11 protein-coding genes are annotated in these 11,912 nt (G+C 74.3%); 1 reads left to right on the forward strand and 10 read right to left on the reverse strand.

The genetic code is table 11. The annotated features are described in order from the left end of the window. Position 1: 1 nt before the first annotated feature. The 3 genes from ACHZ99_RS07480 to ACHZ99_RS07490 all read right to left on the reverse strand — a co-directional run bounded on the left by ACHZ99_RS07480 (position 2) and on the right by ACHZ99_RS07490 (position 3,066). Entirely contained in the window at positions 2-835 is an 834-nt protein-coding gene (locus ACHZ99_RS07480) for a carbohydrate ABC transporter permease (protein WP_420303589.1), read from the reverse strand. Between the two features lies 1 nt (position 836). Then, on the reverse strand, positions 837-1,712 hold the full coding sequence (locus ACHZ99_RS07485; RefSeq protein ID WP_420303590.1) for a carbohydrate ABC transporter permease: 876 nt from the start codon (positions 1,710-1,712) through the stop codon (positions 837-839). 103 nt (positions 1,713-1,815) lie between these two features. Next, positions 1,816-3,066 (reverse strand): extracellular solute-binding protein, encoded by a 1,251-nt coding sequence (locus ACHZ99_RS07490; RefSeq protein ID WP_420303591.1) that lies wholly within the window; start codon positions 3,064-3,066, stop codon positions 1,816-1,818. A 191-nt stretch (positions 3,067-3,257) separates the two neighbouring features. Between ACHZ99_RS07490 and ACHZ99_RS07495 the strand changes: the two genes are divergently transcribed. Continuing rightward, positions 3,258-4,094: a GntR family transcriptional regulator gene (locus ACHZ99_RS07495; protein ID WP_420303592.1), complete on the forward strand. Its 837-nt coding sequence runs from the start codon at positions 3,258-3,260 to the stop codon at positions 4,092-4,094. Between the two features lie 22 nt (positions 4,095-4,116). Here the strand turns inward: ACHZ99_RS07495 and ACHZ99_RS07500 are convergent, their stop codons facing one another. The 7 genes from ACHZ99_RS07500 to ACHZ99_RS07530 all read right to left on the reverse strand — a co-directional run bounded on the left by ACHZ99_RS07500 (position 4,117) and on the right by ACHZ99_RS07530 (position 11,895). Beyond that, positions 4,117-4,905, reverse strand: coding sequence for an FHA domain-containing protein (locus ACHZ99_RS07500; RefSeq protein ID WP_420303593.1), 789 nt, complete (start codon positions 4,903-4,905; stop codon positions 4,117-4,119). A gap of 155 nt (positions 4,906-5,060) precedes the next feature. Beyond that, positions 5,061-6,953, reverse strand: a complete 1,893-nt coding sequence (locus tag ACHZ99_RS07505) for a serine/threonine-protein kinase (RefSeq protein ID WP_420303594.1) — start codon at positions 6,951-6,953, stop codon at positions 5,061-5,063. 112 nt (positions 6,954-7,065) lie between these two features. After that, on the reverse strand, positions 7,066-7,836 hold the full coding sequence (locus ACHZ99_RS07510) for an FHA domain-containing protein (RefSeq protein ID WP_420303595.1): 771 nt from the start codon (positions 7,834-7,836) through the stop codon (positions 7,066-7,068). 84 nt (positions 7,837-7,920) lie between these two features. Beyond that, positions 7,921-8,802: a Gfo/Idh/MocA family oxidoreductase gene (locus ACHZ99_RS07515; RefSeq protein ID WP_420303596.1), complete on the reverse strand. Its 882-nt coding sequence runs from the start codon at positions 8,800-8,802 to the stop codon at positions 7,921-7,923. Then, positions 8,799-9,998, reverse strand: coding sequence for an ROK family protein (locus tag ACHZ99_RS07520; protein WP_420303597.1), 1,200 nt, complete (start codon positions 9,996-9,998; stop codon positions 8,799-8,801). Before ACHZ99_RS07520 ends, ACHZ99_RS07515 begins: the two co-directional genes overlap by 4 nt. Before the next feature lie 14 nt (positions 9,999-10,012). Continuing rightward, positions 10,013-10,879: a carbohydrate ABC transporter permease gene (locus ACHZ99_RS07525; protein WP_420303598.1), complete on the reverse strand. Its 867-nt coding sequence runs from the start codon at positions 10,877-10,879 to the stop codon at positions 10,013-10,015. Then, positions 10,879-11,895: a carbohydrate ABC transporter permease gene (locus tag ACHZ99_RS07530; protein ID WP_420303599.1), complete on the reverse strand. Its 1,017-nt coding sequence runs from the start codon at positions 11,893-11,895 to the stop codon at positions 10,879-10,881. The genes ACHZ99_RS07525 and ACHZ99_RS07530 overlap by 1 nt, the downstream gene beginning before the upstream one ends. Between the last annotated feature and the right edge of the window lie 17 nt (positions 11,896-11,912).

Raw genomic sequence — 11,912 nt, forward strand, 5'->3', positions numbered from 1 at the left:
GTCAGCCCTTGACCGCGCCGGTGGCGAAGCCCGCGGCGACGCGGCGTTGCAGGACGAGGAAGAGCACAAGCGCGGGCAGCGCGAAGAGGGTCGCGGCGGCCATGGTGGCGCCCCAGTCGGTGCCGAAGGTGTTGCTGAACGAGGAGAGCCAGACGGGCAGTGTCCGGTCGTCCTGGCTGTTGACGATGAGCATGTTGGCGAAGGCGAACTCGTTCCAGGCGGTGATGAAGCCGAACAGCGAGGTCGCCAGCAGCCCGGGCGCGAGCAGCGGGAACGTCACCCGGCGGAAGGCCCCGGCCCGGGTGCAGCCGTCGACCTGCGCCGCCTCCTCCAGCTCCACGGGTACGCCGGCGAGGAACCCGCGCAGCACGATGACGGTGAACGGCAGCGTGACCATGAAGTAGACGAGGGTGAGCATCGACAGCCGGTCGAGCATGCCGGCGTCGCGGGCGATGACGTAGACGGGGATGAGCATCGCCTCCCAGGGCGCCATCTGGGCGACGAAGACCATCAGCACGAACGCGCGCCGGCCGCGCCAGCGCATCCGGGCCACGGCGAACGCGGCGCCGAGCGCGACGAGCAGCGAGAGCAGCACGGCGCTCACCGTCACCAGCAGGCTGTTGCGCCAGAACCGGGCGAAGCCGTCGGCGCCGGCGGCCGTGCGGAAGTGCTCCAGCGTGAGGTCGGTGGGCAGGAAGACGGGGGTCGCGGCGGTGATGTCGGCGGTGGGTTTGAAGGCGGTGACGGCCATCCAGTAGACGGGGAAGAGGGTGACGGCGAACACCGCGAGCGCGGTCAGGTTGAGCGGCAGCCGGCGCAGCCTCGCATGCCTCACGTCACAGCTCCCCTTCCTGCCGGAACAGCTGGCGCAGATAGACGAACAGGGCGACGGCCAGCAGCGCGACGGTGACGGTGGACGCGGCGGCCTGGAGGTCGTAGCGGTGCAGGGACTGGGCGACGCGGTAGGCGTAGACCGGCAGCGTGGTGGTCGCGTCGTCCGGCCCGCCCTCGCTGATCACCCAGATCTGGGTGAAGCACTTGAAGACCCAGATGACCTCCAGGCACAGCACGAGCCCGAACACGCCGCGCAGCAGCGGCAGGGTGACGGAGCGGAAGAGGCGCCACGCGCCGGCGCCGTCGATGCGGGCGGCCTCGTACAGTTCGGCGGGGACGGTGACGAGCGCGGAGTACAGCGTGATGGCGACGAACGGCACCGACTGCCAGACGACGAGCAGCACGAGGATGGTGAAGGTGGCGCGGCCGTCGGCGAACCAGGCGTAGCCGTCGTACGACTCGAAGCCGACCGCCGTCAGCGCCCAGTTGACCACCCCGAGCTGCGAGGCGAAGAGCCACTGGAAGACGGTGGTGGCCGCCAGGTGCGGGGTGGCCCAGGCGAGCGCGAGCGCGCTCAGCACCAGCAGCCGCAGCACCCGGCCGAGGCGCTGGAGCATCAGCGCCACCAGCGTCCCGATCACCATGATCAGGACGACGTTGACGCCGGTCCACACCAGGGTGCGGACCAGCACCCGCCAGAACTCCCCGCCGCTCAGCAGCTCGCGGTAGTTGGCGAGGCCGGCGAAGGAGGCGCCGCCGCGGATCAGCTCGGCCATGCCGAAGTGCTGCACGGAGATGACCAGGTTGCGCAGCAGGGGGTAGGCGAGGAGGAACGCGGCGCCGAGGACCGTGGGGGCGACGAGCAGGTACGGCCACACGGCGGCGGCGCGACGGCGCCGGCCGCGCCGGCCGGGCGCCGGGTGCCCGGCCGGCGCGGGGCCGGCCGGGGCCGGGCGGCGGAGAGGTGGGTGGTCATCGGCGTCAGCCGTCCAGCGCCTCGGTGATGTCCGCGGACGACTCCTCGGCGGCCTCGCGGGGGTCCTTTCCGGTGAGGACCTGGGTCTGGAACTCCTTGATCGGGTTGTCGGCCTCGACGGCGGCCCACCGGGGCGAGTTGGGGGTGGCCCGGCCGCCCGCGGCCGCCGCGGCCATGGCGGCGGCGCCGGGGTCGTCGTCGAGGACGCCGGCGAGGGTGGTCCGGTTGGGGACGTAGCTCATCGTGGTGGCGAGCTTCTTCTGCCACCGGTCGCCGGTGAGCAGCCTGATGAAGTCGTACGCCTCGTCGGGCCGGCCCGCCGCCTCGGGGATGATGAGGTCGGAGCCGCCGGTGAAGACGGCGCCCGGCTCGGCGGCGGTCTTGCCGGGGACGGGGAAGAAGCCGAGCTTGCCCTTCAGTTCGGGGTTGGCCTCCTCGATGAGCTTCGCGCCGCCGGGGACGGCGACGACCTGGGCGACGTCGCCCTTGGCGACGATGTCGACCTGGGGCGGTTCGGCCTCGTCGGAGTCCTTGGGCCCCTCCCCGAGGGCCTGGAGCCGGCGGTAGTAGTCCATGGCGGCCAGCGCCTCGGGGGTGTCGAGGGCGCCCTTCCACCCGTCCCCGTCCCGTACGGCGAGGTCGCCGCCCTCGTCCCAGATGAGGCCGGCGAGCAGGTACCAGTTCTGGCCGGGGAGGTAGATGCCCTGGACGCCGTCCTCGTTCAGCCGCTCGGTGACGTCGAGCCACTGCTCGCGGGTCTTCGGCGGTTCCTCGATCCCCGCCTGTTCGAAGAGGTCGGTGCGGTAGATGACGACGCGGTTGGCGGCGTAGTACGGGATGCCGTACTGCCGTCCGTCGATCCGGCCGGGCTCGGCGAGGCCGGGGAGCCAGTCGGCGCCGCGCAGCTCGCCGACCTTGTCGGTGAGGTCCCGTACGCCGCCGCTGGCCGCGTACTGCGCGACCTGGGTGTTGCCGACCTCGATGACGTCGGGCGCGTCGTGGGACGCGAGGGCGGCGGTGACCTTCTCGCCGATGCCGTTCCACTCCTGGATCTGGATGCGGACGTCGACGCCGGGGTGGCGTTTCTCGTAGTCGGCCGCGACGGCGTCGGAGAACGCCTCGGTGACGCTGTCGCGCATCAGCCATACGTCGACCGTGACGGTGCCGGAGCCGTCCGGGTCGCTGCCGCCGCAGGCGGTGAGGCCGGCGACCGCGGTGAGCACGGTCGCTCCGGCGAGGAGGCGGTGGGTCTTCATGGGCACCTCGGGGGTGGGACGGACAGTCGGAATTGACCAATTGGTCAGCTGACCACTCTCGCTGCCGGGGTAACCTGGCATAGACCAATACCACCGTCAAGAGGGTGCGTGCATCGGTCTTTTCTGGCGGGTCGCCGTGCGCACCGAATCCACTGGTCCGGCAAGTGGTCACCTGTGGTAAGGTCCCGGCCATGGAAGGTGACAGCTCGTCGAGCGTGCTCAAGCGGGAGCGGGTGCGCGATCACCTGCTGGAGCTGGTCGAGTCACGCCGGCCCGGGGACGCCATCCCCGCGGAGCGGGCGCTGTGCGCCCGGCTCGGCGTCTCCCGCCCCACGCTGCGCGCCGCCGTGGACGAGCTGGTGAGCACCGGGCTGCTCGTGCGCGAGCACGGACGGGGCACGTTCGTCGCCCCCGCCAAGATCACCCAGGAGCTGGTCTCGGGCGGCCGGCCGCTCACGCTGCCGCCGGCGGCCGGGGCCTGGTCCAGCCGGATCCTGGAGTTCACCCGGGTCCCCGCGGGCGCCCGCGTCGGCCGCAGGCTGCGCGTCTCGCCGGCCGCCGAGATCACGTACGTGGCGCGGCTGCGCATCGTCGACGAGGCGCCGATGGCCATCGAGTACCTGCACCTGCCTGCCGAGCTGGTGCCGGGGGTGACGCCGGAGGAGCTGGAGAGCGGCGACTTCTACGAGCATCTGCGCGCGCACCACCGGGTGCAGGTGCGCGAGGCCGTGCAGTACATCGAGCCGACGGTGACCAGCGCCGCGGAGTCCCGGCTGCTGGACGTGCCGGAGCTGTCGCCGGCGCTGCTCTTCGAGCGGCTGACCACGGACACCCGCGGGCGGCCGGTGGAGTACGTGCACTCCGTCTACCGGGGCGACCGCTACCGGCTCCTCTCCCGCCTCACCCTCGGCGCCGCGGCCCCCGGCGGCCGCCCGGACGACGGCACGCACCACCCGGGCATTCCGCCGGGCGAGCTGGGCCAGCGGGCGGCGATCTCCTCGTCGACGACGGGCGACGTGCACTCCTGAACCGGCCGCCGGCGCCCGGCGGTCAGCAGCCGACGCCGTCCAGCAGCCCCAGGTCCGGCGGCACCAGCGCCGTCGCCGCCACCAGGTCCGTCAGCAGGCGGTGGTCCGGCGTGCAGTCCGCGGCCTCCGGCGGCCGCGCGTCCCGCAGCGCCGACAGGTACGCGCCGTCGCCCGCGAGCCGGCGGCGCACCTCCGCCACCCGCCGCTCCACCTCCCGCGCGCCCCACCGCTCCCCCGGCCGCAGGAACGCCAGCACCTCCGCCGCCTGCCGGTACGGCACCGGCCGCGGGTCCGGCTCGTGGCGCAGATACCGCTGCCCCAGCACCACCAGCACCAGCCGCTCGTCGTCCGACAGCGACCACCCCGCCGGCAGCGTCGCCCGCGCGGGGGCCGCCGGGCCGCCCGGGCACGCCGGCTCGGGACGGACCACGTACAGCTCCACCAGATGCTCCCGGAAGCCGGAGCCCTTGACGAAGACGGGCGTGTAGCCGGCGGCCAGCGGGGTGCGGTCCGAGCCGGGGCCCAGCAGCCTGCCGTGCGGCAGCCGCAGCGCCTGCTGCCCGGTGTTGCGCAGCGTCCAGCCGCCCTCCAGATACGTCAGCTCGCCGTGCCGGCGGCTGACGCCCTGGTCGCTGCGGCCGACGTACAGCTCGACGTGCCCGCCGTCGCCGCCATCACCGGGCCCGCGCCCGAACCGCACGGTCAGCCCGGGCAGCGGCGCCACCTGGATGCCGTCGACGGCCGAGCGCGCGTGGAGCGTGCCCGGCTGCCCGGGTATCACGCCCCGGGCCAGGCTGTCCCGCCCGGTCATCCCCGGTGTCCTCGGATACGGTCCATCGCAGGTCCCCTCGGCCGCGGCCGGCTGCTGCCGCCCGGCCCCACCGTCCTCCCTGCCCCCGGGGACCCCTCCCCGGGGCCCGCCCCGGTCCGTCCGGAGCCGGTGGCCGGGGGCCCGGCCGCCCGGGCTCAGAGCTTCGGCAACTCCCCGGCGGCGATCTCCGCCAGCTCCGTGGCCATCCCGCACAGCTCGTCCTGCGCCTCGTCGTCGCCGTCGACGACGAGGTAGAGCAGTTCGACGGCCTTCTGCCCGTTCTGGTCGGGGTACTCGCGGTACTCGACCCGTACGGTGCAGGTGTCCTCGCCGTCGTACTCCGGGGAGACCCGCGCGTCGCGGCCCGCCAGCCGGGTCACCGTGCCGTCGTCGGCGCCGAGGGGCTGGTCGCGGTCGTAGCGCAGCTCGATCTCGATGTCGCGGGTGGTGCTGTACCACTCGCAGTCCCAGTTGCCGAAGCCCACCTCGGGGTCGGCGGCGTCGACGCCGGGGACGACCTCCAGGGCCCGCGCGTCGAGCAGCCGGCAGGCGTCCAGCCACAGCAGCGACACCTCCGGCGCCGGGGGCTTGCGGCGCGGGACGGTGCGGTTCTCGGCGCGGGCCCTGCCGAGGGTCTCGCCGGCGGTTCTGGCGGCGATGTCGGCCATCGCGCACAGGGTGTCCGTGCCGCCGGAGTACCGGGCGTCGCCGCCGTCGACGTAGATCCAGATGCTGACGTCGTCGTCGGCCTCGTCCGGCAGCACGAGGGCCCGGACGCACTCGTCGCCCCCGGGCGGCTCCTCGATGATGCCGATGCCGCCGAACGTGCGTACCGGAGCCGGCGACTCGGGCGCCGGGCCGGAGTCGAACTCCACCTGGACGTCGATGTGTCCGCCGTCGTCGCCCTGCGGGTGGACCAGCACGTCGCAGCGGTCGAAGTTGCCGTAGTCGCGGTCGCGCTCCACGGTCTCGCCGAACCGGGCGAACTCGCCGGGGTCGGTCAGCGCGCACGGGTCCAGGGTGCGCTCGTCGCCGATGACGGAGCCGTCGCGCGGCCTGGCGTCGCCCGGGGCGGTCCCGCGCGGGCCGGCGCCGTCGTCGTCGCCGCCGGGCGCGAGCCACCAGAACCAGGCGGCCGTGAGCGCCGCGGCCGTGACGAGCGCCGTGCCGGCGGCGGCCGCCGCCCGCGGGTACCGGCGCGGCGCGCCGGGGAAGCGGAGCCGCCGGGTCCAGCCGCGCTCGCCGGCGGCCTCCTCCAGGAGGCGGCGGGCGCCGGCGGCGTCGGGCCGCTGGTCGGGCCGGCGGCGGAGCATCGCGTCGAGCGGCCGGGCGAGCGGGCCGGTGTCGCGCTCGCGGCGCAGCACGCCGTGGCTGACCTTCCACTCGCGCAGGGTGGCGTCGTCCTCCCCGCCGTCCCCGTCGCCGTCGACCTCGTCGTGGGGCACGCCGGTGACGGCCTTGTAGAGCGTCGCGGCGAGGGAGTACACGTCCGAGTGGGGCACGGGCGAGCCGCCCGCCACCTCGGGGGCGGCGTAGTCGGGGGTGTAGCTCAGCGGGCGGTCCGGCGAGATGGTCTCGCTGCTGCCGGTGCGCTGGGCGGAGTCGAAGTCGGTGAGCTTGGGGGTGCCGTCGTCGGTGATGACGACGTTGGCGGGCTTGACGTCGCAGTGCACCACGCCGTTGGCGTGCAGCGCCTCCAGCGCCCGCGCGAGCTGTGCGCCGATCCGGGCCGCCTTCTCCGGTGCCATCGGGGGCTGTTTCCCCAGGCTGCCGCCGGTGACGTGCTCCATGACCAGCCAGCAGCCGGAGTCCGGGCCGGAGTCGACGAACTCCACCCCGTAGAGCGTGACCACGTGCGGGTGGGTGGCCTTGGCCTGGGCCCGGGCCACGCCGAGGAGCCGGGGGCGGTCCCCGCTGCCGCCGCCGCGTTTGAGCACGACCCGGCGGCCCAGTTGACCGTCCTCGGCGAGCCACACCTCGCCGCGCCCCTCCTCGCCGATCAGCTCTTCGAGCCGGTAGCGGTCGCCGACCAGCTGACCCACGCGCACCGCGACTCCCTTCGCCCGTCTGCAGGGCGAAACTTATCGGGTGCGCGTAACGGAGGCACGACGTCTCCACGACTTCCCGGCGGCGGCCGCGCGGAAGGGCCGAAAACGGCCCTCAGCTCGGGAAATCCTCGTCCAGGAGTTCGAGGTCGGGCGGCACCAGCGTGGTGGATTCCACCAGCCCGCGCAGCAAATTGTGCTTCAGGTCGTTGTCGGACGGTCCGCTGCCGTCGTCGGCGCGGATCACCTGGTACGGGAAGCCGCCGCGGGTCAGCCGCCGGCGGACGTCCTCGATCTTGTGCTCGATGCGGCGCCGGGTCCACGCCCCGCCGCCGGGCAGGTAGGCCAGCCGCTCGGCCGCCTGCCGGTACGACAGCGGCCGCGGCTCGGACTCGTACTGCAGGTACTGCTGCCCGAGGACGACGAGCAGCAGCCGCTCCTCGTCGCTGAGCGGCCAGCGCTTCGGCGGCAGGGTCTCGGCGCGGTGCCGCGGCACCCGGCCGTCCCCGCCGGCGTCGGTGACGTACAGCTCGACGAGGTGCTCGCGGTGTCCCGAGCCCTTGACGAACAGCGGGGTGTAGCCGGACGCGAGGGGGATCGGCTCGGTGCTCAGGTGCATCAGGCGGCCGCGCGGCAGCCGGACGAGCTGCTGCCCGGTGTTGCGCAGCCACCAGGTGCTGCGCTGGTACGACAGCTCGCCGTGCCGGCGGCTGACCCGCAGGTCGTCCTCGCCGACGCACAGGTCGACCTCGTCCTTGTCGCGCCCGAAGCTCACCACGCGGGCGGCGCCGGGCGGCACCCGGATGCCGCCGGCCACGCTGCTGGCGTGCAGGGTGCCGGGCGGCGACGGCGCGGCGCCCCGCGCCAGGCTCTCTCGCAGGGACATCGCCGGCCTCCGGACTCTCGGAACGGTACGTGTCCCGCAAGTGTCCCGCGCCGCGCCGGGGACCGGTCCCCGGAGGGCGGCGTCTCAGCCGGGGAGCGCCTGGTCCAGCAGCTCCTGGAGCCGCAGTCCGCGGCGGGCGTCGAGGGCGCCGGGGCGGCCGGCGCGCACGGCGGCGGCGAACTCCCGGCGCAGCACGGGCCAGCACTCCTCGTGGTCGAGCCCGGCGGTGTCGTAGACGAGCGTGTCGCCGGGGCCGTACAGCTCGACGCGGGTGCGGGCGGCGGGCAGCCGGACGCTGCCGGACAGCGACGCCTGGCTGACGGCGCCGTTCTCGTGCTCGCAGGTCAGCTCGATCCAGCGGCGCGGGTCGCCGGTGCCGCGGACGGCGGTGACCGGGCCGACGGCGGCGTCGAGGAGGTCGAGCAGGTGCGGGCCGAGGTCGAGGAGCGCGCCGTGCGCCAGCCGCCAGCCGGTGGCGAACTCGCCGCCGAGGAAGGCGCCGTGGAGGTAGCAGGAGCGGGCGCCGGTGACGTCCGCGGCGGCGGCACGGCGGAGGAAGTCGCGGGTGGCGGGGTGGTACCGCTTGGTGAGGACGAGCTGGGAGACCACGCCGTGCGCGGCGACCGCGTCGGCGACGGCGCGGGCGGCGGCCAGGTCCGGGCCGAGCGGCTTCTCCAGCAGCAGCGCCCGGCCCGCGGCGGCGGCGCGTACGGCCAGGTCCGCCTGGACGGCGGGGGGTACGGCGAAGGCGACGGCCTCGCAGCCGGCGAGCAGTTCCGCGAAGGAGCCGGCGACCGCGGCCCCGTGCGGCCGGGCCGCCCGGGCGGCCGCCTCGGGGCGGCGGGCCCAGACGGCGGTCAGCTCGGTCTCCGGCCCGGCGGCGAGCATCCGGGCGTGCATGGCGCGGGCCCAGGGCCCGGCGCCGGCGAGCCCGACCCGTACCGGTGCGGGTGCCGGGGCCGTCATCGCGCGCCGGTTCCGCCGCGGGCCGCCAGCCGCTCGTCCGCGCGGCCGGGCGCGTACAGGTGCTCCACCACCAGCGCCCCCGCGCCCGCCAGCCCCGCGCCGTCGCCGAGGCGCGTGGTGACGACCTGGAGGTGCGCGGTCGTGCGCGGCATCGCGCGCTGGTACAGCAACTCCCGTACCCCGGTGAGGAAGGGCGTGCCGGCCAGGTCTCCGACGATCATGAGCACGCCCGGGTTCAGCAGCGTGACGACGGTGGCCAGCACCTCGCCCACGCGCATGCCGGCCGCGCGCGCCAGCCGGACCGCATCCGGCTGCCCCGCGGCCAGCAGGTCGCGCACGTCGGAGCCGGAGGTCGCGGGCACGCCCAGGTCGGTGAGCCGGCCGGCCAGCGCGCGGCCGCTGGCGACGGCGGCGAGGCAGCCGTACGAACCGCAGGCGCACAGGGCGTCCATCCCGTCGTGCAGCCGTACGTGCCCGATGTCGCCGGCGCCGCCGTCGATGCCGCGGTAGATGCGGCCGTCGACGACGACGCCGGCGCCGATGCCGGTGGAGACCTTGACGAGCACGAAGGCGGCGCAGTCGGCGAAGCCGGCGCGCTGCTCCGCGTACGCCAGCAGGTTGGCGTCGTTGTCGACGAGCACCGGCACGTCCGCGGGGCCGCCCGCGTGGCCGGCGAAGGACCGGCGCATGTGGTCCTGGATCGGGTAGCCGTCCCAGCCGGGCATGATCGGCGGCTGCACGACGACCCCGGTGCCGAAGTCCACCGGCCCGGGCACCGAGATGCCGATGCCGCAGACCTCGTCCGCGCCCCGCCCGGCCTCGGCCAGCAGCGGGCCGAACCAGCGGCCCAGCTCGTCGAGGACCGCCTCCGGCCCGTCGCCGACGCGCAGCGCGCCGGTGCGCTCGGCGAGCGGCCGGCCGGCGAGGTCGAGCACCGCGGCGCGGCCGTGCCGGGTCTGCAGGTCGGCGGCGAGCACGACGGCGTGGGCGGTGTCGAACTCCAGCCGCACGGAGGGCCGGCCGCCGGTGGAGACGCCGGCGGCGCCGCGCAGCCAGCCGGCGGCGCTCAGCGCGTCGAGCCGGCCGGCGACGGTGGAGCGGGACAGGCCGGTGGCGTCCTGCAGTTCGGCGCGGGTGGTGGCCTCGCCGGTGCGGATCAGCTGGAGCAGCTGTCCCGCGCTGGCCTGGTTGCGCATGGGTGTCTCCCCGGTCAGCTCTTGTCGGCGCCGCTGGTCAGACCCTCGGTGAGGAGTCGTTCGGCGGCGAAGAACAGCAGTACCACGGGGATGGTGAGGACCACGGAACCGGCCATCAGTACGGTCTTGGACACCTCGATGCCGTTGGACAGCTGCGCCAGGCCCAGCGAGACGGTCCAGCTCTCCGGGTCGGCGGCGAGGAAGAGCAGGGCGAACAGGAACTCGTTCCAGGCGATCATGAAGACGTACAGCCCGGTGGCCATCAGCGAGGGCAGGGCCAGCGGCAGCACCACCCGGCGCAGCGTCTGCGGCCGGCTGCACCCGTCGAGCGCCGCCGCCTCCTCGATCGAGTACGGGATGGTGACGAGGTAGTTCTTCAGCATGTAGATCGAGACCGGCACGGTCTGCGCCACGTACACGATCGCCAGGCCCACCAGGCTGCCGGACAGGCCGATCCGCGCGAACATCACGAACAGCGGGACGGCGAGCAGCGTCGCCGGGAACAGGTAGACGGCCAGGAACACCGCGCTGACCTGGCGGCCGCCGAAGAACCGCAGCCTGCTGACGGCGTACGAGCCGGGCACGGCCGCGGCGAGGGTGAGGACGACGGTGCCCAGCGAGACCAGCGCCGAGTTGAGCATCAGCCTGAGGAAGCCCTGGCCGCCGTCCTCGGTGGACTTGAGCACGTCGCGGTAGGTCGAGGTGGTGAGGTCCTTCGCCGACACCCAGATCGACCCGGGGTCGGCCAGCAGGGCGTCGATGGGCTTCAGCGACAGCATGACCATGTAGTAGAAGGGCACCAGGGTGATCAGCGCCAGGAACACGATCACCAGCCGGCGGAGCGTGCCGAAGAGGTACTCCTCGAACCGCGCGCGCGTCATCACGCCTCCTCCTGGACCCGCTTGGCGAAGAACTTGAAGTAGACGCCCAGCAGCAGCGTCAGCACGAGCGCGAGAACGAGCGCCTGGGCCGCGGCGGCGCCGACGTCGAAGCGCGAGGTGAGGAAGTCGTAGACGCGCACGGCGGCGACGTCGGTGCCGGCGCCGCCGCCGGTGAGCAGGTAGACGTCGTCGAACTTGTTGAACGTCATGATGAAGCGCAGCACGCACAGCAGCGCGATCACGGGCATCAGCTGCGGCAGCAGGACGTGCCGGAAGCGCTGCGAGATCGTGGCCCCGTCCACGGTCGCGGCCTCCTCCAGGGTGTCCGGCACGGCCTGCAGCCGGGCGAGGAGGAAGAGGAAGGCGAAGGGGAAGTAGCGCCAGATCTCGAAGGCGATGACGGTGAGCAGGGCGAGCGGCAGGTCGACGTGCCAGCCCAGCAGGTTCACCTCGTACTGCCGGGTGGACAGGAACGCTACGGGATCGTCCCAGCCGAAGACGTCCCGGCCCCACTCGTTGACGACGCCGTACTGCGGGCTCAGCGCCACCTCCCAGACGAACGCGACGGCGACGACCGGGGCGACGTACGGCAGGAGCATCGAGCCGCGCAGCAGGCCGCGGCCGCGGAAGGGGCGGCGCAGCGCGAGGGCGGCGACGAGGCCGAGGAGCACGGAGCCGGCGGTGGCGCCGACGGTGTAGACGAGGGTGGTGCCGAGGCTGGACCAGAATCCGGCCGAGGCGAACACGTCGGAGAAGTTCTCCAGCGACCAGTTGCCGAACAGGCCCATGCCCTGAATGTCGACGAGCTTGGCGTCCTGGAAGGCCAGCAGGACCGTCCAGAGGATCGGGACGATCACGACGACGAGCACCACCAGGAAGGTGGGGGTGACGAAGGCCAGGCCGGCGCGGTTCTCGCGGCGGCTCGCGGTCAGGGGGCGGCGGGCGCGGGGCCGGCCGCCGGCGGGCGGGCGCGGGGCGGCGGAGTCCGCCGGGCCGCGGCTGTCGGTCGTGGTCATCTGCGGTTACCTCGGTG

The organism is Streptomyces sp. MAR4 CNX-425 (genome assembly GCF_048656465.1).
Classification (GTDB): Bacteria; Actinomycetota; Actinomycetes; order Streptomycetales; family Streptomycetaceae; genus Streptomyces.